At 43.8% G+C, this 25,224-nt stretch carries 18 protein-coding genes; 6 read left to right on the top strand and 12 right to left on the bottom strand.

Going from position 1 to position 25,224, the window contains the following annotated elements; translation table 11 throughout:
- Nucleotides 1–1,191, top strand: coding sequence for an AGE family epimerase/isomerase (locus tag RYH73_RS01145; RefSeq protein WP_130855043.1), 1,191 nt, complete (start codon nucleotides 1–3; stop codon nucleotides 1,189–1,191).
- 11 nt (nucleotides 1,192–1,202) lie between these two features.
- The gene (locus RYH73_RS01140) at nucleotides 1,203–2,402 is read left to right on the top strand and encodes a sialidase family protein (protein WP_335311414.1); all 1,200 of its coding nucleotides are present in this window, start codon (nucleotides 1,203–1,205) and stop codon (nucleotides 2,400–2,402) included.
- A gap of 35 nt (nucleotides 2,403–2,437) precedes the next feature.
- Here the strand turns inward: RYH73_RS01140 and RYH73_RS01135 are convergent, their stop codons facing one another.
- Complete coding sequence (locus RYH73_RS01135) at nucleotides 2,438–3,610, bottom strand: ATP-binding protein (protein WP_335311413.1); 1,173 nt, start codon at nucleotides 3,608–3,610, stop codon at nucleotides 2,438–2,440.
- Nucleotides 3,611–3,721: 111 nt separating this feature from the next.
- The gene (locus RYH73_RS01130; RefSeq protein ID WP_335311412.1) at nucleotides 3,722–4,474 is read right to left on the bottom strand and encodes an SDR family NAD(P)-dependent oxidoreductase; all 753 of its coding nucleotides are present in this window, start codon (nucleotides 4,472–4,474) and stop codon (nucleotides 3,722–3,724) included.
- A gap of 113 nt (nucleotides 4,475–4,587) precedes the next feature.
- Between RYH73_RS01130 and RYH73_RS01125 the strand changes: the two genes are divergently transcribed.
- Nucleotides 4,588–4,980 (top strand): winged helix-turn-helix transcriptional regulator, encoded by a 393-nt coding sequence (locus RYH73_RS01125; RefSeq protein WP_335311411.1) that lies wholly within the window; start codon nucleotides 4,588–4,590, stop codon nucleotides 4,978–4,980.
- An 11-nt stretch (nucleotides 4,981–4,991) separates the two neighbouring features.
- Nucleotides 4,992–6,695 carry an arylsulfatase gene (locus tag RYH73_RS01120; RefSeq protein ID WP_335311410.1) on the top strand — a complete coding sequence of 568 codons (1,704 nt, stop codon included), beginning with the start codon at nucleotides 4,992–4,994 and terminating at the stop codon, nucleotides 6,693–6,695.
- Nucleotides 6,696–6,994: 299 nt separating this feature from the next.
- On the opposite strand, the gene RYH73_RS01115 is transcribed toward RYH73_RS01120, so the two are convergent.
- The 7 genes from RYH73_RS01115 to RYH73_RS01085 form a co-directional block, all read right to left on the bottom strand.
- Nucleotides 6,995–7,678, bottom strand: coding sequence for a hypothetical protein (locus RYH73_RS01115; protein ID WP_335311409.1), 684 nt, complete (start codon nucleotides 7,676–7,678; stop codon nucleotides 6,995–6,997).
- A gap of 120 nt (nucleotides 7,679–7,798) precedes the next feature.
- Nucleotides 7,799–8,224 carry a hypothetical protein gene (locus RYH73_RS01110; RefSeq protein ID WP_335311408.1) on the bottom strand — a complete coding sequence of 142 codons (426 nt, stop codon included), beginning with the start codon at nucleotides 8,222–8,224 and terminating at the stop codon, nucleotides 7,799–7,801.
- Nucleotides 8,225–8,544: 320 nt separating this feature from the next.
- A complete protein-coding gene (locus tag RYH73_RS01105) occupies nucleotides 8,545–9,069 on the bottom strand; it encodes a DUF2911 domain-containing protein (protein WP_335311406.1) in 525 nt (174 codons plus the stop codon).
- Between the two features lie 91 nt (nucleotides 9,070–9,160).
- Nucleotides 9,161–11,620, bottom strand: coding sequence for an ABC transporter permease (locus RYH73_RS01100; protein ID WP_335311405.1), 2,460 nt, complete (start codon nucleotides 11,618–11,620; stop codon nucleotides 9,161–9,163).
- 200 nt (nucleotides 11,621–11,820) lie between these two features.
- Nucleotides 11,821–12,981, bottom strand: a complete 1,161-nt coding sequence (locus tag RYH73_RS01095; RefSeq protein WP_335311404.1) for an FAD-dependent oxidoreductase — start codon at nucleotides 12,979–12,981, stop codon at nucleotides 11,821–11,823.
- A gap of 24 nt (nucleotides 12,982–13,005) precedes the next feature.
- Nucleotides 13,006–13,761, bottom strand: a complete 756-nt coding sequence (locus RYH73_RS01090) for a helix-turn-helix domain-containing protein (protein WP_335311403.1) — start codon at nucleotides 13,759–13,761, stop codon at nucleotides 13,006–13,008.
- An 11-nt stretch (nucleotides 13,762–13,772) separates the two neighbouring features.
- On the bottom strand, nucleotides 13,773–15,653 hold the full coding sequence (locus RYH73_RS01085; RefSeq protein WP_335311402.1) for a tetratricopeptide repeat protein: 1,881 nt from the start codon (nucleotides 15,651–15,653) through the stop codon (nucleotides 13,773–13,775).
- A 214-nt stretch (nucleotides 15,654–15,867) separates the two neighbouring features.
- On the opposite strand from RYH73_RS01085, the gene RYH73_RS01080 reads away from it, so the two are divergent.
- Entirely contained in the window at nucleotides 15,868–16,755 is an 888-nt protein-coding gene (locus tag RYH73_RS01080) for a TauD/TfdA dioxygenase family protein (protein WP_335311401.1), read from the top strand.
- 23 nt (nucleotides 16,756–16,778) lie between these two features.
- Nucleotides 16,779–17,648: a DMT family transporter gene (locus tag RYH73_RS01075; RefSeq protein ID WP_335311400.1), complete on the top strand. Its 870-nt coding sequence runs from the start codon at nucleotides 16,779–16,781 to the stop codon at nucleotides 17,646–17,648.
- A 57-nt stretch (nucleotides 17,649–17,705) separates the two neighbouring features.
- On the opposite strand, the gene RYH73_RS01070 is transcribed toward RYH73_RS01075, so the two are convergent.
- Genes RYH73_RS01070 through RYH73_RS01060 form a run of 3 tightly spaced genes read right to left on the bottom strand, consistent with a single transcriptional unit; the run spans nucleotide 17,706 to nucleotide 24,809 of the window.
- On the bottom strand, nucleotides 17,706–19,229 hold the full coding sequence (locus tag RYH73_RS01070) for an alpha-L-arabinofuranosidase C-terminal domain-containing protein (RefSeq protein ID WP_335311399.1): 1,524 nt from the start codon (nucleotides 19,227–19,229) through the stop codon (nucleotides 17,706–17,708).
- A gap of 6 nt (nucleotides 19,230–19,235) precedes the next feature.
- Nucleotides 19,236–23,294 carry a chemotaxis protein CheB gene (locus RYH73_RS01065; protein ID WP_335311398.1) on the bottom strand — a complete coding sequence of 1,353 codons (4,059 nt, stop codon included), beginning with the start codon at nucleotides 23,292–23,294 and terminating at the stop codon, nucleotides 19,236–19,238.
- Between the two features lie 9 nt (nucleotides 23,295–23,303).
- The gene (locus RYH73_RS01060; protein ID WP_335311397.1) at nucleotides 23,304–24,809 is read right to left on the bottom strand and encodes a GAF domain-containing protein; all 1,506 of its coding nucleotides are present in this window, start codon (nucleotides 24,807–24,809) and stop codon (nucleotides 23,304–23,306) included.
- Nucleotides 24,810–25,224: the final 415 nt, after the last annotated feature.

Below are 25,224 nucleotides of genomic sequence, written 5' to 3'. Positions count from 1 at the left end.
ATGATGTACACGATAGAAGAGCTAAAGGCATTGAAACAGTTTTATAAGAACCAACTGTTGCATGATACCGTTCCATTTTGGTTTCCGCGGTCTTATGATGAGGAAAATGGTGGTTTTCTGTTGATGCGCGATCAGGACGGTAGTTTAATTGATGATGATAAGGCGGTTTGGATTCAGGGACGGGCTACGTGGTTACTGGCGACACTTTACAATACAATAGAAAAGCGAGAAGAATGGTTGAAAGGCGCAAAGCTTGGATATGACTTCTTGATGAAGCATTGCTTTGATCAGGATGGACGGATGTTCTTCCATGTGACCCGATCGGGCGAACCGATTCGGAAACGCCGTTATTTTTTCTCGGAAACTTTTGCGGTGATTGCTTTAGCCGCTTACGCCAAAGCAAGCGGGAGTAAGGAGGCTGCTGATTACGCCCGCACGCTGTTCGGTAGCTGTTTGCGCTATGCTTCCGGTGAGCTTCAATTGCCGGCCAAGTTTATGAATACGCGACCTTCGAAGGGTATCGGCGTACCGATGATTATGATGAATACGGCGCAGCAGTTACGGGGAATTATCGGTGATGAACGTTGCGACCAAGCGATCAGTAATTGGATCAGTGAAATTGAATCGGATTTTGTGAAAGATGATATCCGATGTGTGATGGAGCAGGTGGCACCTGATGGTCGTATCATTGATCATATAGATGGCCGGACCTTAAATCCGGGGCACGCAATTGAAGGAGCCTGGTTTATATTGCATGAGGCGAAACACCGGAACAATGATCCGGCATTGATTCAGCTGGGATGTAGGATGCTTGATTATATGTGGGAAAGGGGATGGGATAAAGAACAGGGTGGTATTTTATATTTCAGCGATGTATATGGTAAACCGGTACAGGAGTATTGGCAGGATATGAAATTCTGGTGGCCACAAAATGAGGCCATCATTGCTACTTTGCTTGCTTACTTGATGACGGGGAACGAAAAGTATGCGCAATGGCACCGCATGATCCATGAATATGCGTATGGACATTTTCATGATCGGGTGCATGGCGAATGGTTTGGTTATCTTCATCGGGATGGCCGCCTTGCGCAGACGGCCAAAGGAAATTTGTTTAAGGGGCCCTTTCATCTACCTCGGCAAGAGTGGTACTGCTATTTACTGCTGGATGAATATTTACGTAAAACAAGATAAAATAAGAGAATATGATCAAGAAATCGATGGTGGTAGCCTGGTGTATGCTGCTATTGCAGCAGATGAGCTTTGCAAAGGAAAAGATTGAGGGATTGCCGGAAGATACTACTGCTGAAAAGGCAGTTTTTGTTTCTGGAAGGGAAGGATATCAAAGCTATCGGATTCCCGCCATTATTAAACTTAAAAATGGCGATTTACTCGCGTTTTGCGAGGGCAGGGTGGCTCATGCGGGTGACTTTGGGGATATCGACATTGTGATGAAACGGAGTGCCGATAACGGAAAAACCTGGAACACCTTGCAAAAGGTGGTCGATTACGGCGATTTACAAGCGGGCAATCCGGCGCCAGTAGTGGATTTAACGGATCCTTCTTATCCGCAAGGCCGTATTTTTTTGTTTTATAATACGGGTAATAATCATGAGGGTGAGGTGCGCCGGGGAAAAGGGGTACGTGAGGTATGGTATGTTACTTCCACGGATCACGGACAAACATGGTCTGAACCTGTGAATATTACACTGCAGACGCATCGACCCAATCAACCCGCTTTTAATCCTGCTTACCGTTTTAAGGAGGATTGGCGCAGTTATGCGAATACGCCCGGACATGCGGTGCAGCTCGAGGCCGGGAAGTTTAAGGGAAGGATCTTTATTGCGGCCAACCATTCTGCCGGCATGCCACAAGATGCGTTCAAAGACTACCGGGCACATGGTTATTATACGGATGATCATGGGAAGACGTTTAAACTGGGCGAGAGCGTTTCGTTTGAAGGGGGGAATGAGTCGATGGCGGCTGAGTTGACTGGAGGCAGGCTCTTGATGAACACCCGTAACCAGCAGGGACAGGTGCGAAATAGAATCGTGAGTATCAGTAAGGATGGGGGGGCGACTTGGGACACTACCTTTTATGATAAGCAATTGCCGGATCCGGTTAATCAGGGAAGTGTGCTTTCCTTTTTAGATAAGAGAAATCGGATACTGGCTTTCTGTAATGCGGCAGCTACGCAGAACCGCGACAGCCTGACCTTACGTTTGAGCAAAGATGATGGTCAACATTGGTTTTATAATAAGCGGGTTGCCACGGCCCCTCTTGCTTATAAAGGTGGTTATGCAGCTTATTCTGATCTTGTTCGACTTGGGAAGAGAACCGTTGGTATATTATACGAGAAAGACAACTATAAGTCGATTGTTTTTATTCCGGTTAAATGGAAATAAAGCGGCGCCAAATGAAGATGAACCGATTTAAAAAGTTAAGAGTACAGCTTCCCGATATCTCTCCAGCTTAACACCTTATATTTTGTGCGCTCTTGGTTTTCATTACCACCATAAATTAAGGTTTTATTCACGGGTTGTGGACTTGCTAGCTCAGCGAAATAGTCCATATTGGCGAAAAGCTTTGGTGTAACGGTTTGTGTGGCTTTTACTTCGAAGATCTCAAAACCATTGGCTTTTTTAAGAAGGAAATCAATTTCGTGTTGATTGCTGTCTTGCCAGAAATAGGATTCTTGATGAAGATATTGATGTGCGTTGTGCTTAATGAAATCAGCGATGACCATGTTCTCAAAAATGTTACCTTTTAAGCGGTTTTCGGACACTTCTTCTTGATGGCGAATACCCAATAGATGACATAATAAACCGCTGTCATAAAAATATAGCTTGGGGCTTTTGATTAGCCGTTTGTTAAAATTTTCGTGATAAGGATTGAGCAAAAAGATAATATAACTGCTTTCTAGAATAGATAACCAGGCTTTAGCTGTAGGTTGACTAATATCACAAGCATTTGCCAATGCGCTGATATTAAGTAGTTGGCCGGCGCGACTGGCGCATAGGCCGAGAAATGTGCGGAAGGTTTTTAGATCACGGATATTGATCAAGGTGGTTACATCCTTTTCGATATAGGTTTGAATGTAATTGGCATAGAATATAGTGGGGTCAATTTCACGATCGAATATAGCGGGATAAAAGCCTTTAAAGCAAGCATCGGTATAGCTTTTGACCAATAAGGCAGCGTTTTGCATTTCCTGCATATCAAAAGGCAGTAATTTAAATAATGCGACCCTTCCGGACAAGGTTTGGGTAATACTATTCAGTAAATGAAAGTTCTGCGATCCGGATAAGATAAATTGCCCCATTTTACCGTTTTCATCTACCTTTGATTGGATGTAAGAAAAGAGTTCAGGGGTTCGCTGTGCCTCGTCCAATATAACGTTTCCATCATATTGTTGCAAAAAACCATTGGGATCCTCGTTTGCAAAAGAACGGACATCGGGGTTTTCTAATGTGATGTATTTATAGTCTTTGAATAAATGCTTCAATAGGGTGGTCTTTCCCGATTGCCTCGGTCCGGTAACGGCTAATACGGGAAACTTTTCCTTTTGCGCCATTAATATGCTTGAAACAGCGCGTTTTATGAATGTTTCCATTTCCTCTTTTTTTCAAAAATACATACAAACTTTGAAAATACATAGACTTAATTTTGAATTTACATGAATATAATTTTGAAAATACATGAAATAAACTTTGAATTTACATAACTAAAACGCGTGACGCCTCAGTCCGCCATCAACCGTAAATACGCTTCCGCTTACATAGCGCGCTCGTGGAGATACGAGAAATACAGCCATCGAGGCAATGTCTTCGGGTGTACCAAAATCACCGAGCGGAATTTCGCTGGCAGCAAATGTTTGACGTTCGCTGGGGGAGAATAAACGTTGGGTATTGGCCGTATCAATCAGTCCGGGCTGTAGGCAGTTTACCGTAATACGATGTGGGCCCAGCGCACCGGCAAGTTGCTTAGACCATTGGGTTAAACTTGCTTTGGCTACCGCTGATACGTTGATAGACCGCAGCTCATAGGTGCTGGTGATGTTAAGGACGCTGCCGGTGTTTCGTTCGATAAATTGTGGTAATAATTGTTGGGTTAATTGACGATGCCGGTGAAAATCCAGCAACATACCGGCTTCCCATTCTTCTTCTGCACCTACTACATCCACAGCACGGCTCCTTCCGGTGTTATTAATAAGGATGTCTACGGCACCAAAAGCTGCCAATGCCGCATTTGCAATATGAAGGGGTGCGCTGGCTTCCATAAAATCTTGTACGAAGGGGATCGGCGCCATGCCTCCGGCGCCGGTTATTTCTGCTTGCAGGCTATGCAATAAATCTTCACTACGCGCCGTAGCCAGCACTTGCACGCCCTCCATGGCCAATTCGCGCGTGATGGCTCGGCCAAATCCCTGACTGGCACCTGTAACAATGGCTGTTTTTCCTGCTAAATGTAAGTCCATCTTTTTTATCAATTAAATAGTAAGTTTGTATAAACACCGGTGTAAAAATAGCATGGGCCAAGGAGTTGGCATAGCAGACCGGTAATTGTATGCTACTAATATTGAAGTAAGTAATGGGCGAGCGAAAACTAAATTCTACCTATACCCGCAATGAGCAATGTATCATCAATTGCGATCTCACCTATGTGATACACATCATCAGCGGTCGTTGGAAATTGTTTATCTTAGATCTCTTATCGCGTAAAAAATATCGGTTCAAGGAGTTTAAGAGCGAGTTTTCCTTCCTGACAGATCGGGTGCTCACCAGTCAGCTGCGCGCGCTGGAAAAAGATGGTTTAGTGAAACGGACGGTGTATGCGGAAGTACCTGTCCGGGTGGAATATGAACTCACCGACCTGGCCATTGAATTAACACCCATTTTTGAACAGCTGAGCAAATGGGGGAAGAAACAACGTGAGCTGATGGGAGAAAATGAATTAGGCGAGCATGCCGGAGAAGTAAAATGATAAACCTAAATATGATGTCGTTAATAGGAAAACAAAATAAGCCTTTGTTCGCGCACATTAGCCTGCTCGTAACGCTGATCGGTGGATTATATGTTGGATGCAATCAACCACCAGCTCAAGAGGAGCCCGCTAAACCTAATATTATCCTCATCATGACAGATGATATGGGTTATTCGGATCTGGGTTGTTACGGCGGCGAAATTGAAACCCCTCATTTGGATAGCTTGGCAGCTACTGGGCTTCGCTTTACCCAATTTTACAATGGTGCGCGTTGTTGCCCTTCGCGCGCATCGCTGATGACGGGACTCTATCCTCATCAAACAGGTATTGGCCACATGACCAATCCGAGCGAACATTTTACACAGCATGATTATCATGTGCCCGGCTATCGAGGCGAGCTGAGCCCACAAACGAATACCTTGGCTGAGGTGTTAAAAACTGCCGGTTATACCACGCTGATGACCGGTAAGTGGCACCTTGGTATGGAACGAAAGGAGCAATGGCCTTTGCAGCGCGGATTCGATCATTATTATGGCATTTTGGATGGCGCTAGCAATTATTTCCGTCCGGCACAACCGCGGGGTATTACGTTGGAGAATGATACCTTAACGATTGATGATCCTGATTTTTATACAACCGATGCCTTTACAGATCGGGCGATTCAGTTTATTGATCAAAGCAAACAAGCAGATGGTGAGCGTCCGTTCTTTCTTTACCTGGCATATACTGCTCCGCATTGGCCGCTGCAGGCACCCAAGGAGGTAATTGATAAATACCGTGATCGCTATCATGATGGATGGGGTAAATTACGCGAAGAACGCTACAAACGGATGAGGCAATTGGGGCTGATAGACACAGGGTGGGCCATGAGTAAGCAGGATATCTTCGATTGGGATACGTTGCCGAAAGAAAAGCAGGATGAAATGGCTTTGCGACGAGCTATTTATGCTGCGCAGGTTGATCGCATGGACGAAAATGTAGGTAAACTTGTGGCTTACCTAAAGAAGAATAAATTAGATGAAAATACACTGATCGTTTTCATTAACGATAATGGCGCCTGCGCCGAAGGGGGAGATGTAGGCGGCGGAAAGAAAGAAAACCTGGAAACACAGGTCGGTTATTTCCTTACTTATGGGAAAGGGTGGGCCAACGCGTCTAACACGCCTTACCGTGAGTATAAGCATTGGGTGCACGAGGGAGGGATATCCTCTCCGCTGATTGCCCATTGGCCGGCCAAGATTCCGAAAAAACTAAATGGGTCTCTCATTCAACAATACGGTTTTTTACCCGATATCATGGCCACTTTTGTGGATGTGTCGGGGGCAAGCTATCATTCGGAAAAGGGTGGAAAACAGGTACCGGATATGGCCGGTAAAAGTCTTGTGCCACTATTGGAAGGAAGTGACCGGCCCATACACGAGCAGCCCATTTTTTGGGAACATGAAGGAAATAAGGCGGTTCGTTTGGGTGCATTCAAAGCGGTTATGAAGTGGCAGGAAGGAGAAGAGGCCCAGCAACATTGGGAATTATATGATATGCAAAAGGACCGTACGGAACAGCATGATTTGGCCAAAGAAATGCCGGAGAAAGTGAAGGCCTTAGCCAGCGCCTGGCAACAGTGGGCAGCCAGCCATCAGGTATTGCCCTGGCCACAAATGTTGGATAGTTTACACATCAATGAACAACGAATCAAGGATAAGAATACGAAAAGTTAAGGATAAAAAATCGGTATAAGAAACGAAGGGAGCAGTTTTTCTGCTCCCTTCGTGTGATAAGGCTGTATACTCGTGGTGCCGTTGTTAGATTTCCGAGCGCTATTCTTATTTAGTAGAACTTGTGTTTGTATAACAATGATGTTTACAGGTGCTCGAAGAAATCTGTAGGCACATAAGCCAAATGAGTGTAGTATTGTTATCTATATTTTCCATTTTGTAGCTACAAAGATGGGAATCTGCCTGCGAAGTTTGGCCACATCAATGTCTTTTTTCGGCCTTTAAAATTTAATCGCAGGTATTTAATAAGGGGCATATAAACCAATCACCACCGATTGCAATTTACCTTCTTCAAAATGCAAACGAATATGTTTCTGCCGGTTATCGCCTTCGCTATGGGCAAAATACCATTGGGGTGATTGTGCCATGGCGGGATCAAAATCTTTGTTGGTGTTTTTGGAAAATAAAGAGATACGTTGAAATTTACGTGCATATTGGCTGATACTGCTTAGGGCCAGTAGCTGCGGATAAACCCGATCGACTTCCATACCTACTTGTACGCGCATGGAAAGGCTGTTGTTGGGCCAACTGTTGAGTTTTTTACCATCATTAGTATAAATGGATTTGATGTGATCGTCTTCGAAATAAAGCTGTACGCCGGTGCCGGTGCCTTTTTCTTCATCAAAGAGAAGCGCATTGTATAAACCGACTTTACCGGCCACCGCTTCCACTTTATGATAGATATTGGATACAACTTGCACATTGGGTGTATGGACTTGCAATAGCTGTTGTACCACTTGGTAGGTTTCCATCGCATTGGCACCGATGGTAAAGCCTGCCGCGGTGCCGGTGCTGATGCTGTCTTTTGCTATTTCTCGCCATTGTTGCGGTTCTACAATGATGGGGTTTTCGTTTTCTTCTTTTTCGCAAGTAACGAAAAGCAACATACTGAAGAAGAGTATACCGGCTAGGTGTCGTTTTTTCATGACCTTGATTTAGGGATTTGATAAGAAAACGAAACCCGAGGCTTTTATGCTACATCGGCTAAGTCAAATCTAGTTTCGACATCCACAGAGATTGAGGATACCGAAACTTAGAAAAGATAATCAGCTAAATAGCGGACTTGTTACATCGCAACAGTCGGGGCAAGGCATTGTAAAATCGTATATAACGGATTGGGTTTTGGTGACATCCAGCGGATCTTGTTCTTCGATCACATCTTTGCCGTTTTTTCCGCCTTCTTTTACCGGTACGAGAACGAGTTTTACGTGGTGGAGGGGTGTCTTATCGTCCTGCTCTTCTCTTTCCAGCGCGAAGTAAGCGCGTACGCCGATAAGGTCTTTTTCTTTTTTAAAAAGTTCGACTAAGCCGATTAAGTCTTCTGCTTGAATAAAAGCGGCTTTATTTTTCAGCTTATAACCGGGAAAATCCTCCTCCAGCAATTCGCGCCACCGTTTTGTCTGTAATTTAGCCTTTTCCAAGGAGATGGTATTCGGCCTTTTAGCTTGTTCGTTCTGATCTGATGAGCTCATACTTATTGTTTTTTTTTATACGTGAATAAATGGTGTTGTTTTCTTCGATTTTAAGGAAGCGGATGATGGCTACCTGCATGGCAAATTGGTAATACACGCTCCGGGCGTATTCGTTCATTTAGTCTTAGAAAGTGTGTTAAAAATGAGAAAAAAGAGAAAATAGCGAAACATAATGTGAAAATTAGTGCTATTTTGAATGAAATACTCCCCGGCTTGGGCACCCTTAGGAAGTGACATAAAATAAAACGATCAGTACAGATTCGGCTGTACTGATCGTTATGATGTTGCCGGCGGAGATGAGCCGATAAGAAACTTACTGCTTATTTTATTTTTACAGGTACTTTTAATTTTTCCCATACCAGTGCGATCCCCTTGCTATCCACTTCATAGGTTAAGCTTTCGGTCATCGCATTGCTGACAGGTTTAACGGTAACCGTGACGACATCATTTGCACGATCCAAGTTAGCTTCACCGCCTTTTTTGATTCCCCATTGGCCGGTTTGCGAATTGAAGATGATAGTCCAGGATGATTTGCCGGGAATCACAAATAAACTGTAACTGCCGGCCGGCAAATTCTTTCCTTCTACTTTTAAATCCTTATCGGTAGTAATAACGGTAGCCGCATCGGCACCGGCCCGCCAGACTTTGTCGTAAGGCACCAAATCACCCCAAATGGTTCTACCTTTAACACTCGGGCTGCTGTACTGAATGGATACGGTTGCACTGCCAATTTTACCTTCCGCCGTTTTTTTCGGGCTTTGGGCAAAGGCTGTTAAGCTGACGCTGGTCAGAAGGACGAGAACAGCGACTATTCGCTGAAAACGTAAATGCATACTAGATTTCATAAAACGATTATTTATGTATGATACGAATATAGGGTTAATTTTTGTTTAAGCTTAAAATGAATGACTGATCGTTTATAACGTGTCCTAAACACTATTCACTTCGCAAACTCTTCACCGGATTTGCCAAAGCGGCTTTGATGGCTTGGAAACTGACCGTGGCTAATGCGATCAGAAAGGCGATCACTCCACCTGTAACAAATAGCCACCAGCTGATGTTGACGCGATACGCGTAATCTTGTAGCCACTGGTGCATGTAATACCAGGCAATGGGGCTAGCGATGGCAAAGGCAATGGCAATGAGTAAAATGAACTCTTTTGAAAACAAATAGACGATATTACCGGCCGTTGCGCCCAGCACTTTTCGAATACCGACTTCTTTTACACGCTGCACGGCCATGAAAGAGGCTAATCCGTAGAGGCCAAGGCAGCTAAGGAAGATAGCAATACCTGCAAAAACTTTATACAGCGTAGCCAACTGATTTTCCTGTTTGTAGAAACTATCAATTTTATCATCAAGAAACTTGTATTCGTAAACGTAATCGGGAAAGGCCTGCTCCCATGTTTTTTTAATCGCTTGCATGGTGGTAGCGAGGTGAGCACTCGTGAGTTTTATTCCAATCTGACGATACATGGTGCCGTTGGTCGTAATCAGCAAGGGCGCAAGTGCATGATGGAAAGACCGATCATTAAAATCTTTCAATACGCCGACCACCGGGCATTTTATCTGATCGCCCAACATGCTGATTTCTTTGTTCAGGATATCTTCCGGATTTTTAAATCCGAGGCTTTTTACCAAGGTTTCATTCACTAAAAACTCGCGCGTCATATTGGAGGCTTGTAGATTTCTTCCTGCTACCAGTTGCAATTGATAGGTTGACGCATAGTTATGGTCGGCGAATTTGGCAATTGCTTGAAAATCGGTTTCTTTTATTGCATGATCAAATTTGAAGGCGGTCCATAGATCGTTCGCATCTTCTACCGGTGTGTTTGAGCTGAAGCTTACGGCTTGTACACCGTTTATGGAGGATAACTGCTGTGTTAGGTAATCCAGTAGATCGCCACCGGTATTGTTCGGGCGAAAGGGAAGATTGACAATGGCCTCTTTATCGAAACCTAAAGGTCGATTCATAAAATAGTTCATCTGCTTGACAATGACAAAAGTGCCAATGATCAGCGCCTGTGCAATGATGAATTGGAATACGACTAAAGCTCTTCTTAAAGAAATGCCCGCGGTATTACTCGTAAGTTTACGCTTTAAGGCATTAACGGGATTGAAGCTTGATAAAACGAGTGAAGGGTAGAAACCTGCCAGGGCGGTCACCACCAGAGTTACCGATAAAAGGAATAAAAGAATGGTCGGGTTTTTTAAAATGTTGAAGGAGAGGGAAAGTTCTAAAAGTTGATTAACGGATGGTAGTGCGAGCAGGGTAAAAAGTACTGCTAGCAAAACGGCGCCGGCAACGATCAAAAATGTTTCAACGATGAATTGGCTTTGCAATTGGGCTTTGTTACTTCCCAAAACTTTCCGTACGCCTACCTCTTTAGCACGGTTAACGGCCTGTGCGGTGGAGAGGTTGATAAAGTTAACACAGGCGATGAGCAGAATGAAGGCCGCGATGAGCCATAATACATTGATCAGCTCCCGACTCATGGTTTTATTGCTGTAATTACCGGTTTGGGTATCGTAGTGTACTGCGTCTAAAGGCTGTATGGTATAACTGTCTTTGATATCAGGGGCCTGTGCCTTTTTGGCATAAGCGTTTAATTGTTGGTTAAAATCGTCCATAGAAATCGAAGTGGGTAATGCAATATAGCAACCGAAATCAGGTGCAGTTGCATGCCAATCCGGAATTTGTAATCCATACTTTGCATCGCCGGTAAAATCGGTTCCGAAAGCAACAACAAGCTTTAATTGAAAGTCGGTATTTGCCGGTATGGTGGCGAGAATACCGGAAACTTTCAGTGTGATGGGTGGGGACTGGAACAGACCGGCGCCTACTTGATAGGATCCGGTGAGCTTGATGCTTTTACCGATGGCGCCTTTCCAGTCGCCGAAATATTTTTCTGCAATTTCTTTGGTAAGCAATACATGGTTCGGATCTTTTAGGGAGGCGTAGGACCCGGCAAGCAGCGGAAAATTGAATAGGCTGAAGAAGGAAGGTGTTGAATAAAAGACACCATTCTGTTCTTTAAAAGTTTTTCCGGGATTTCCATTGGCATCGAGTACCTGTAGCTGATCATTGTGACTGGTATAAATGGGTGCAAGCTCTTCGAGTTGAGGGAAAGCGGTTTTTATGGCAGCGGGAAGCGGAAAGGGAAGGCCTTTACCATAAGAAGGTGTGGTTGCATCGCTTTGATGATATTCGGTTAACACCCGATAGGTATGATTTTTCTTGGTGTGAAAATTATCGAAACTTGTTTGAAATTGTATAATGAAAAAAATCATCATGCAAACGGCGATACCAACGGCCAATCCGATGATATTAATAGCCGTATAACCTTTGTTGCGCATCAGGTTGCGTCTGGCTATTTTTAAATAATTTTTAAACATATAAAAACGGTTTACAGTGTCGTGATACCATGGATGTATGCAAGCAGTTTCCTTATGGCAATCTTTGTTCCAAACCGTTAAGTTTCTGATATGTAGTTGTTTGTGTTTTTGTTGCAACTGCAAGTGTAACGATAACGAACAGGGGAGTGTTCGTTTTTAGGCATAAAGCCGAAGGAGTAGCTCCTTCGGCATGTTTCAGTTTAATGCCCGGCAAATAGGGCCAGCATGTTTTCCAAAGCTTGTTCGGAGTGCATTGCTTCGCCATTCTCGAGTGATTCCCGGGCGGCTTTTGAAGCTCGTTTACGCATGTTAACTTCATATACGGCGATGGCCTCTTGCACGGTGTCGAATGCATCGGATGTTAAATAACTGCTCAGTTCCAATGCATCAAGCATCGCCATATTGACGCCTTCGCCCGCAAAGGGGGGCATTACATGGGCCGCGTCACCTATCATGGTGATGTTCGCCTTGGCTTCCCAAGTCTGGTCTAACGGTATACAATAGATCGGTCGCGGAATAAAGGGCGTGTTGGTTTTTTCGAATAGCTCGTACCAATGAGGGCTCCATCCGGTATACGTTTGTTTAAACCAGGCCAACAATTGTGCGTTATCGTTGTAATCCAGACCACTATCCGTCGCCCAGTTTTCATCGGTTTTAAAGCTGGCATAGAAGCCCAGATCGTCATTTCCTTTCTGACCGCCCAGTATACATTTACTATCTCCGAAAGCCATGATTTTTCCGCCATTGAGCAAGGCTTCCATAGCAGGTACTGCCGTTTTTGCCTGGTGAATATTACCTTCGAGCATGGTAATGCCTGAATAGAAAGGCTTGATATCTGTAACATAGGGACGGATTTTTGAGTTCGCACCATCGGCAGCGATGACGATATCGGCATAAACAGCGGCGGTATTTTTGAAACGGAGCAACCAACCTTCTTTTTGAACTGTCATGGAGATAAAATGATGATCCCACTGCACCGTTTCGGGTGCTAAAGAGGCGAGCAGTATATTTCTTAAAGGACCACGGGCGATTTCGGGCCGAAAATAAGCATAGCCAAAGTTTTCTTCAGGTTTGCCTTCGTGATCGCTGAAAACTACTTCGGCCTGTGCCGTTGTAAAGATTTTTCGATCGGCCCCGGGAAGATAGTGCTTCTTAAATTCGTTCAATAAATCGGCCTTGCGTAAAGCCGCCAAACCAGCGTCTTCGTGCAGATCAAGGGGTGCACCTTGTACACGAGCATCTTTATTAAGGTCTCTTTCGTATACCTTTACATTGGCGCCTTCAAGCTGTAGGAGACGCGCTAAAGTTAATCCACCCGGGCCGCCGCCAATGATGGCTATTTGTTTGTTACTTAAGTTCATACCATTTTATTTAATGGTACAAAATTAGGACTGCTTTAAGATGGATAATAGTACAAATCGGTCGTTTTGATTTTTAGATAATTCTTTGGGAACAACCCCTGAAAATTTTTTAATTTCCTTGATGAAATGAGTTTGGTCTGTAAAGTTCAGCTCTGGAAAGAGCTTGCCCTGTGCGATATGGGCTAAGGAGGCTCTGAAGCGCAAAATATTGCAATAGGCTTTTAAGGAAAGCCCATATTGATAATTGAAATAGCGGTTGATCTGCCGACTGCTCCAGGCTACTTTTTCGGAAAGCGCTTTTACCGTCATTTCACCTTTTGATGCGTAAATTAACGCAAAAAGCTGCTGCTTTCTGGAATCTATTTCTTGAGGTAAAAGTTGCAGGACGGTTTCTCGGGCTTTTTCGGAGAAGCGATCAAAATTGTCCAACTCGTCGGTACTGAAATTCCAAAAATTGCTCGGAAGATCCTGTGCACTGTTCAAAAAACCGGCAATGGGCATCCGCAGAATATACTCAACGGCGAGTGGTTTAAAGCTGATCACCAGCGTTCGCATATGGGGTGGGATGCTTCGTTGTTCTGGTAAGGTTTCCAGGCCCATAAGCATCGCATGGTAAGGTCCGGATGCGAATTGGGTGAAAAACAGATCGATCCGACCATCGGGCAATATCACCACCTCTTTCGGCTGATCGGATCGATTATGGAAAAAGCCGATACTTTCGACGAAATCGGCGATCGATGGGTCCGGTTCGGTAAACTGATAAAGGAAGTTCGGGTCCATTTGACAATGATTTAGCTTCGCAAGGTTTCTCGTATATCTTGGTGAATGATAGTTGCTTCTTCTCCTGATAGGGGATGGGTCTCTTCGAATTGACGGATCTTGTCTTTGTAGGCTTCAACGGTCGCTGGGTGCACTTGTTGCATATGGTGCAGCGTTTGCGCTAATAAAATCCGCGGAAGCGGGTTTTTCGGAGCATTCAGACAGAGCAATAGGGTGCCGTTCACAATTTCGCGGTCGCCTACAAGTCCACCACTTTTGAGGGTTGGATGGCTTTCGGCAATAACGGCCAGTTGTTGCTCGAGTCGTAACAGATAATCATTGCCATCTGCCGGTAGCTGATACCAATCGGGAGCATCAATTGGCGATGCCAGGCCTTCCGATGCAATATAAGCCAGCATTTGATCCCTCAGGCGTATAACACCGGGAGCGGGATTGTTGGCTTGGATGGCTTCGGTAAAGAGCTGGAGCTGTTTTTTTTCAGTCCGTTGAAAAAGGAGCAGTTCGAGCATCCATTGATCCGCCGGGGTCGTATTGAGCGTAAGACCGAATACATAGTCGGGCCCCTCTTCTTGCGAAGCGATGGCTGCCAAACTACCGGCGTCCAGTCGTTGTCCGAATACGGTAAAGCCGCGTTCTTGGGCATAATAGATCAGCGTGGAGCTTTGTGCCTGATTGTTGAGTTGTGTAGCTTCTGCGAGTAGCAGTGGAATGGACCGGCTGAGCCTGCCCGCTACATCGGATAATTGGCTTTGATTTCCAGTTATCTTTTCCGGATACAGTACGGCACCACCGATGAAGGCGAAACGGGGTTCCTTACCCGTTCGTTTTGTTAACAACTTTTCAAAAGCGGGATGCCGATAGATCCACAACGGACCTTTAATTTCCAGTCCGATAATTTCCGGTGTACCAACGGTGCTGCTATTTTGTTTTTCGATGTTTGCTTGGGCAATGGCGTTTTCCCAATAGCGAAGCGTTTCTTCCCAATCGGGCCGCTGTTGCTCAAAAAGTTGGTTGACAATTTCTTTGGCTTCTTCAGCATGGCCGGTCTCGAGCGTGGCTTTAATGAGGTTATTACCCACTTGTAAACCATGATACGTTGCGTCGAAATGTGGCGCGACCCAAGTCCGGATTTCTTTTAGGTAACCGGTATTGCCCAGATCACCACTCATTTGCATCAAGAGATCGGACGGGACGGGTGTACCTGCTCGTTCTATGGCCTGTTCATAAACGGTTTTGGCTGCCGTTACATCTTGATCTTGCAACATGCTTTGTGCCACCCATAGTAGGGCACGCCAACTGTTCGGGAATTGTGCAACACGTCTATAGGCCTCGAGTGCCGCTGCATCTCCACCTCGGTCACGGTATCGGGCGATATACCAGCCCAAACCATTATCTTGATTAGGATCTTGCGCAAGGGCTTGCCAAAGGGTGCTTTCGGTCAATTCTTCTTTTCCTTGGGCATCGTATGCTTTGGCCAGATTCGTCAGTACAATACCGGTAGCGCCGTATTGCTTGATGTATTGTTGCAATATTTCTTCGGCTTTTGCCGGTTGCCCCGTATGTAAATAAGCGATGGCGAGCATAACGGAACCGCGCTCGGCATTGGGATCGATTTGTTGGAGATGGAGGGCAAAGGGAAGGAGCTCATCGGCGAAACCGTCATTGAAGCCTTCTACGAGTAGATTATAGAGCTGGTTCGGATCCTGTTTGCTTTTCTCAAGATTGGGTAAGAGCACCTTATCTTTCCATTCTTTTTTAGAAACCTGTACTGGACGGCCATAACTATCATATGCTTGAATGAGCTCCTCTTGCGGCTGTGCCGCTGTCTTTTCTTGTATCGCGTGTTGCGCCTCTTGCTTCTTTTTGCCGAAAATTTTTTGCAGTAAACCCATAAGACCTTATTAGCTGAATTTCCCCAAACTTATAGAATTTATTGATCTTTTCGCTATCGTTTACTACCCATTTATCGCTTCGAGCTAACATAATGATAATGATTAACTATCATTAATGTTACAATGAGATGCTAGTTTTACATGAAACCTGCGGGCGGATATTGTTTTCTGTTCAGGTTGTAACGTGTTGTTTTATAACCCCTTTGCTGGTATTATGGAGGATCCGATTAAAACGTTCGAATATAAAGGAAAAGAAAGCGCTTGGCCTTTTTGTCATTTGGAGGGCTTCGGTCTGGAACTGGACGGAGTTGATCTGAAGAAAGTTACCGCTGATGAAATTGACTTTATAAAACATACCCTAGCGCGTGAGTCGATGATCATTTTTAAAAATCAGGCATTGGATGATGCCGATTTGCTGGCCTTTGCTGAGCGGGTAGGTAACGGTAAACTGGAACCTTCGGCGAGTAAAATAAACCATGGCAGAAGAATCAAAGAGATCGGGTATATCACCAATTTAATGGACGGAGAGGGGCAACCTTTGGGTTTTTATAAAAATACGACCGACTTCTGGCACTCAGATCAGGAGTTTAGAGAGCATCCTGCTTCGATAGGTATCTTATTCTGTCTGATACCTCCGGAACGTGGAGGGGAAACGAGTTTTGCAAGTACTTCAGCGGAGTTGTTCAGCGAGGAGGAACTCGCAGTGATCCGACCGTTGTTGGGTTCTCGGGTACCGGCCGATTTTCACGACAATATTAAACATCAAATGGTTGCGCATCCGGTAGTGGTGACGAATCCGCAAACGCATCGATCATATGTATATGTAAGCGAGAACACCATCGATTTGAAAAAAACGCAGTTTATCAAAGATTCGATCGACGTATGGAGTGGCCGATTGTTTGCAGATCGGGTATTGTTTCCTACCACCACGAGCATGCCGGATGATTATCATGGTTTACCTTCGGGTTATGCCTCTAAAATTGATAAAAGGAATCTAAGTTCACTTTTTGTGGATCCGGTAAAAACACATGAACAAGTAATGAAGCACCCGAATGGCTTGGTGCCGCCTAAAAAAAGCGGTGTTCCTGAAAATCGGACTTAAGGGCGATCAATTAAAGGAACGTTTTGCAGCAAATCGAAAAGAATCAAGTTCTCCAGGGAGTTTTTTGGATGGCCATATCGGCGCTTTTATACGTTGTTCAGGAAGCAATTGTAAAAGTATTGACGACGGATTTGGAACCGATCGATATTGTATTCTTCAGGAATGCTTTTGGTTTACTGTTTATGGTGCCCTTGGTGATTAAACAGGGCCTGGGCTCGCTTAAGGTGGTCAACAAAAAGCTGCTTGGATTGCGGGCTGTGTTCGGGTTTTGCGCCATGCTAACCTATACATACGCCTTGAAATATGAATCCTTCTTATCCGTGGGGACCATCAGTTTGCTGGTACCGATTGTTTCGGCTGTACTGACCTTGTTGTTTTTAAATGAGCCGGCCAATCCCTTTAGTTACATTGCTTTGTTTTTCGCTTTTGTGGGAGCGCTGATGGTGGTGAATGCACAGGGAGACTTTCGTTTCGATTGGAATTACGGGATTTTGTTTGCCGTGGCCTCGGTGATTTTCAATGCCGGGATTTTTGTGATTGTGAAATTGCTGACCAAAACGGAATCCAATGTGACAATTTCCGTTTGGTTGTGTATTACGCAAATGACCGTGGCTTTTCCTTTTGTTCTTTTTGATTGGCAATGGCCGAGCTGGAGTACACTCTCAGGGCTCGCTGCGATGGGCTGCCTGACGGCATTGGCACAAATGGCTTTCGCCCAGGCGTTGCGTACGGAGCATGTACAGGTAATTATACCGTCTTCGTTTTTCCGCCTCGTTTGGGTGCTATTAATTGGTATTTTCTTTTTTAATGAAAAGGCCTACTTTTTTTCTATAATAGGAGCCTTTTTGATATTAATGGCCAATTTGTCAATGGTTTTTCGAAACCAAACTTGAGCTACTTGCTTTATTTTCTTCGACCTTTTTATCGAGCGGCTACCTTGTAATGATCCTTTAACGCAAGGTGTATTCGCAAATGGTGATGGATTCTTTAGGAAGAAGAATCTCGCTTGTATGCGTGGTATTTTTTTCCTTTGTTACCTGAACTACGTCTTTTTCGGGATGGTGAAGTGTGTTTTTTGCCGATAAACGCTCGGCACTTAGGACCGTCTTCTTCAGCCGTTCTACTTGGCAATGTTGGAAGTTGATGGGGCTTTTGATCGCTGTTGTACCTCGATTTACGATGAAGACAGTCAGCTTTTTTTGCTGCCGATCAATACTGGCGGAAATATCGAGCGCCTGTATTTGGTCTTCCAGTAGTGGGGAGCTAGCACTTGCCTTAATGGCTTCGGGGAGACTGTAGTCTCGATAGGCCTGTAAGGCATAAAAGAGCGTTTGCTTAATGGAACTTTTTTCATCACTCATGATGGGCGCTAAAATGTTAACCAATTGCGCCCAATTGGCCATGCCGATCATTTGTGCTTGTCGTTGAATGCTGTTGAGAAAGCTGGCGGTTGCGAGGGCATGGCGCCATTCATAGGTATTGGTAGTGCCGTAGGGTGGATCTTGCTGCTCCCAGATACCCCATTCATCTAAAGCGATTTTAATGGGCCCTTGGCGATGAGGAAAACGGTACCATTTATTCCAATTGCTTACCTGTTCGGGATAATTTTTATTGATAAAATCGCCTACTTGTCGGATGCTTTCTTCGGCCGCGTTGATCTTTTGGAAGATGGAGTAAGGCTTGCCTTGATCGGTACCAACGTAACTGTGATGGGAAAGGTAGTCTACGGCATTTCCTAAGCCATCCAACACGGTTTTGTTCCAATGCATATTGGTGCCTTCGCCGTTTGCAATGAGTTTGATGCGAGGGTCGGTCAATTTCATCAATTTGATGAACAACCAGACATCGTCTACATAACGTTGCGGATCTTGATGGCGTCCGGCATCGGGCTCAGCGCCTTCTTCGTTACCCAGGGCCCAATATTTTACATTGAAAGGTTCGGGGTAGCCATGCGAACGGCGTAAGTTGGCATAGTAGGTGTCGCCGGTTCCATTGCAATATTCAACCCAGTTAGCGGCCTCTTCGGCACTGCCGGTGGAGATGTTAACGACCAGACAGGGCTCTGTATTCAATTCCCGACAATATTCGATAAACTCGCAGGTACCGAATTGAAAATGGTTGATGCCTCCCCATATCAGATTTTTTTTGGCTTTTCGTTGCTCCTTCGGCCCCACACCGTCTTCCCAATGAAAGGTTTTGACAACGGTTCCCCCAGGAAACCGTAACATGCCCGGTCTTAATTCTTTTACCTTCGCTAGCACGTCTTTTCGGAAACCGCGCGCATCAGATAAATTGGATGTGGCATCATAAATGCCGCTGTCTATGCAATGGCCCATATACTCGATGAAATAACCATAAGTAAGCGGAGATATTTCGCCTAAGCTGCTTCCGGCATCAATGGTGAGTTGGCTTTTCTGTGCGAAAGTGGTGCAAATGTTAAAGAAAAAAATAGCTGATAGAAATAATCTTTTCATGGTCTATTATCTCGATTGTGCTGTTGTCGGATTCGTTTCTTTCAGAATAGGTAATTTGAACCAAAAGGTAGACCCTTCACCAGGTGTACTAATGGCACCCACATCTCCACCATGCCGCTTGATAATATCTGCCGAGATAAATAGCCCCAAACCCAAACCTGAAAATTGGGAAGAAGACTCTTCTACACGGAAAAAGCGATCAAAAACATTTTTAAGTTTTTCTTCACTGATACCAATACCGTAATCCCGAATCGAAATCATTACCTCGGTTTCGTTTTTTTTAAGGTATAATTCTACTTTATCTGCATGGGGAGAGTACTTGATGGCGTTGGTAAGGAAGTTGATCAGTACCTGTTCGATACGATTCTTGTCGGCATATAAAGTTAGCTGACTATCTCCACTGACAATAATTTTATGTTGGCTCATATTGCGCACTTCATATAAACAATCTTGTATGAGCTCATCAAGTGGAAAGGTACTTTTTTGCAGCACGATTTTGCCCGCCTGGATTTTGGTGACATCCAACAAATTTTCGATAAGGAACGTGATTTTATCTACCTGTTGATTCGCTTTTGTAATAAAAGTTTTGAGCTTACCCTTATCATTTTCCGCAAAACGATTGATAAGCTGTATACTGGCTTTCATACTGGTGATCGGCGTTTTCAATTCATGGCTGGCGATGCTCATGAATTCATCTTTTTTATTGGCCAACTCCCGCGTAGCCAGCTCTGCCTCTTTAAGAAGGCTCACATCCATTAATGAACTGATGATACGATACGGTACCGATGATTCATTCTTGAGTATAAAGCTTCTGTCTAAAACATGGCAGAATGTATCTTCTCCTTTTTTAAAACGATATTCACCATTCCATTGCTCTTCACCTCTATTAATGGCCTGGAAGAGACTTTTCCGTACTTCATCACGATCATCTGAATGGATATGTTCAAACCATTCTTCTATCTGTTTCAGGTTTTCTTTCTCCGTCGTATTGAAAATGGCGTGGAAATTTTCGCTATGCCAAACGTTGTTGGTAACCAGATCCCAATCGCGTATACAATCGTTGGTTGCTCTTGCAACAAAGCGAAAGCGTTCTTCGCTCGCGGCCAGTTGCTCTGTTCGGTTGGCAACTTCTGCTTCTAAACTGCTGTTTAAAGTTTTTAATTGTTCGCGAGCTACGATGAGTTCATTATAATTTTTCCGCAGACGGTCTGTCGCGTCTTTTTGGAGAGTGATATTATGAAAAGATAGCGCTAGGCCATTTTTCATTTTTACTACACTAAATTCAAACCATTGAGAGCCTTTTACCAAGCGGAGGTTAATTTCCATTTTAGCAGAACGGCCTGTCTCAAATGTTTCGAGCATCCGTTTTTCTACTCGTGGCCCCAGGCTCTTGCTTAATTGGGCAAAGAAATCGGCCTGCTTATCCGCGACGTTGAGATCTTGTAAAAGCAAAGTGCCTGCTTTATTCTGCGTTAGCAAATCAAAATGGCGTGCGCCGTCCTTAAATATTTGCCGACAAGATAAGACGAGGATGGCATCGAGACTAGCATCAAAAACGCCTTTTATAAGGCTATTCAGGTTCTCGAGAGCGGAAATATCGACAAAAGTAAGCACAATTCCATCCACCTCTTTATCTCTTCGGATGTAAGGATAAATACGCATAAGGTTTAAGCGGCCATCCTTGAGACGGATTTGTTTCTCGTATACTTCCTCGCTATCTTGTACTGCAATGATATTTTCTAATAAGGTATCATCCGAGAGATTATTGGAGATATGACTGATCGGTCTACCAATGTCGCTGTCAATTAAGTTGATCAACTGCATGGCCTGAGGGTTAAAGCGTCGGATATGTAAGGTTGAATCCAAAAAGATTTGGCCAATTTCTGAACTTTTGAAGTAATTGTCCAGATCGTCGTTTAAATCAATAAGCTCCTTTATTTTTAGCTGATGCTCGGCATTGAGGGTATGCAGCTCTTCATTGAGCGACTGCAATTCTTCGTTAGAACTTTGTAACTCTTCGTTGCTCGATAACAATTCTTCATTGGAACTTTGCAACTCTTCATTCGTGGTCTCGAGATTTTCTATTGCAAGTTGTAGGTTATTGCGTGTCTCATTTAATTGATCTTCCAGGTCTTGTACGTAACTTTCTTCTTCACTGCTTATTTCCTTCGCTTTTTTTACTTTTACTTGTCCCATTGTGGCGGAAAGATCGGATTCTAAAAACACGATCATCAGAAAATTCTCATAGGGTTGCGATGCTACTTGTATGTGAATATTTATCGTCTTTTGGTCAGAAAGAATTCCTTTCAGGCCAACATGCTGCTTGGTTTCTCGAACTTCTTTTATTGATTTATTTAAGGGCATTCTAAGTTCATCTGGCACCATGCTCAGAATATTCAGGTTAAGCTTTCTTTTGGGCAAAGTTAAAAAATGCCGATGATCGCCCAGGGTCTCCTTCACTTCATTGAAATGATCGATATACGCAACGGCATAACCTAGTTGGCCGAAAAGGAGTTTCTCAAAATCGTTTTTGAGATGTTGTTCAATACTGGCAGAGGCCGTTTTGCGTAATTTATTTCCGATATCCAGGGAGGTTGTTAGGGTTGGATGTTGGTAGGAATGAAAGGTGCGTTTCAATACTTGCTTCGATCGGGTGAAGATTTTCCATTTAGCGGAACGCACTTCAAAGCCTTCTTCAAAAGCATTGATAGTTTCGCTGGTACCAAGAATTAGTACACCCGCTGGATTTAAAGCGAAATGAAAGGTTGACAACACTTTTTCTTGTAAGATCTTATTCATGTAGATCAACATATTTCGACAGGTAATCAGATCATTTTTAATGAAAGCTGGATCTTTAATAACATTGTGCTTGGCGAATACGATCTGTTTTCTGATACGCGGAATGACGGTGTATTGGTTGTCTTCTATAATAAAGTAGCGTTTTAGAATTTCCTGACTGACGTCTTTCTCGATGGATAGGGGGAAGCGGTTTTTGCTGGCCAAGAGAACGTTGTTTTCATCGATATCGGTTGCAAAGATCTTTACCTGTAAATGCAGGTTGTTGTTGCGGAGAAATTGATCAATAACAATAGCGATCGAATAAGCTTCTTCGCCTGTACTACAGGCGCAAACCCAAATTTTTAGGATTTCCCCCGCTTGTTTGGTTTTGATAAGACTGGGTAGAAGTTCTTTGCCTAGATAGTCAAAGACGTTGGGATCCCGAAAAAAACACGTAACATTAACAAGTAAATCGTCTGCCAGGATCTGCGCTTCTTCCGGATTTTTTTTGAGGTATTGGATATAATTGTCAGGGCGTGTCAGTTTCTTGGCTTCCATACGTCGTGCAATGCGACGTAAGATAGTAGGCGTTTTGTACAGATGAAAATCCCGATCACTGTGTTGCAGTACCAGGGAAAGGATTTCATTGACTTTCTGTTCGTTGAGGGATTCGTTTAAAATCGACTCTTCTCCTTTTACTAACTCGATGTATTCTTTGAGCTGATTGGGGATTTTTGCCGGAGGCAAAATGACATCAACATTTCCGCTCAAAATAGCCATATTGGGCATTCCATCAAATTTGGCTGTTTCAGGCTCTTGTACAATGACATAACCATTTTCATTTTTGATATGCTGAATACCTTTTGTACCGTCACTGCCAGTGCCCGACAGAATGATGGCGATGGCTTTTTCGCCCTGATCGTAGGCCAGTGAGGCTAAGAAAACGTCAATAGCATCGTTCGGGATTTGCTTATTTTTCTTTTCTGCCAGGCATAGCATTCCATTTTCGATGGTCATGGTCATATTATTGGGAATGACATAGGTCTTACCCATCTCCACCGGCAACTGATCTCGGGCTTCCAATACCTGCATGTCGGTATGTTTCGATACCAGTTCTACTAGTAGACTTTTATGATCGGGCGATAGGTGTTGGATAATGATAAAGGATAGCTGACTAAAATCAGCTACTGCATCAAAAAGTGTATTAATAGCTTCTAGGCCTCCAGCGGATGCGCCGATGGCAACAATATAATGATCATCTTGAGGGAGAACCTTTTCTGTACTCATTGTGTTCTTCTAATCTAGCGGATGCCTGCGTAAATATTCAAAAATGTAGTGGCGCAAATCGGAGGCGGCTTGTAATTCTTCTTCTCTCCAAGCTAGCGAGGTGTGTTTAACTTGCTGACGCCAAATGGCAAAAGAATTTCTTGGATGATAATTTTTCTTATCTGTTTCAAATTGCAGCGCCTCGTTGGGATTGCCTCCCCAGTTAATCGTATACGGGTGCTCGGGCCGGAAGCAGAGCAGGTAGTTTCCATCTTCTTTATCGATCTCTATAACTAACATCCCACTTGCAATTGGCGCAAATTCTTCGGCCTCTTCAAAAAGATCACTCAGATTGTTGACGGTAAAAACACGGTCTACATTTTTCTCTTGTAGCCAAAATACGAAATTTTGTATATGCTCATCGTCAGGTACTTTTCCTAGGAAGTACAGCTTGTTCTGAAAAACTAATGCTGCACCTTCACAAGCGAAAAGCTTTAAAAGGTGTTCGTGCTGATCCAACAGGGCTTCATCTAACGACTCTTTTTCGTATAAGTTGTTCAGTAACGCATTTTTATGCTCCGAAATCTGCTGACTAAAATCAAAACGTTCTTTGTTCAACAGGTTTGTCAGTTGTCGTGTAAAAAATTCTGTTAGTAGCTGTAACTGTGAACAAAGCTCAAAATCAGGATATTTTGGGGTATTATGATGGAAAGATATCAAACCCCAAAGATGATTGCCGACAAGAATACGTACTGACATACTGGCGTCTACCTCCATGTTTTGCAAATATTCCAGATGTACTTGTGGAACGCTCCGTAGATGGCAATCTGAAAGATCAACGAAGGAGAAAGTTATCGGATTGATAATGGGATAAAGTTTGATGGGTTCGTAACGTGAAGTTGGAATCAATCGATAGGGATTTCGCTGATAAAGATCTCGGGCTGTTTTGGGTATATCCGAAGGCGGGAATTGTTGCCCGATATAGTCGGTTTTCCCTGTGTAATTGACTTCGGCAACTACTTTGCCGTTCCAGCTTTCGTCAAATTGATAAATCATGACCCGATCGAAACCGGAGATAAGCTTAAACTGCTCGACAGTTGAATGCAACAAAGAAGGCATATCATTGGCTTCTTCGATGGCAGCAAAGTAATAGGTCAGCGTCTGATAGGTTTCTAAAAAGTTCTTCCGATCATCGGAAGCAGTAGTCAACTCAATGATAAGGTATTTTTCTTTTGCTTGAATCAGTGCAAGATAACTTTGTTGATTAATGCTTAAAAAGAAAGGCGTTTTCTGATGGCTATCGGCATTTGTGGTAAGCTTGGTTAAATCAAGTGGTTCATCTACCCATATGTTAAAGTCAGTGCCAATCACGTCATCAAGCTCTTGTCCAAATAAAGTTTTGATATTTTCACTTAATTGCACAATGTGTTGATTGGAGCGGTCTAAAACCAGTAGGTAACCGTGCGGTTGAATAAGATTAATATGGTGTATCGGAATTTTTCCGCAGAATTCTGTATCGTAGTTTCTTACTATCATCTAATCGTTCGAATAGCAACTATAAATTTAGCTGCTTACTTTTTAATCTGTAAATAAACAGATTTATGCTGAAAAAGTTGTAAACTTACTTTATTTCGTGTCTTTTATAGAATGATAGTAACCATAGCATATGGCGCAAAAATAGGATGTAACCTAAAGCCTAATTGCACGCAAGCAATAATATAAATCTATCTTCGCTAGCAGGTCTTTTCGGAAACCGCGCGCATCGGATAAATTGGATGTTGCGTCATAAATGCCACTGTCGATGCAATGGCCGTGGAGATATTTCGCCTAACCTGCTTCTGGCATCAATGGTGAGTTGGCTTTTCCGTGCGAAAGCGGTGCAAAGGATAAAGAAAAAAATAGCTGATAGAAATAATCGCGTCATGTGCTAATGATGGGTGGAGCGCTTTTG

This window comes from Olivibacter sp. CPCC 100613, from assembly GCF_036959255.1.
GTDB lineage: Bacteria > Bacteroidota > Bacteroidia > Sphingobacteriales > Sphingobacteriaceae > Olivibacter.
The sequence above is the reverse complement of the archived record's forward strand: the minus strand, read 5'-3'. Positions and strand labels throughout refer to the sequence as shown.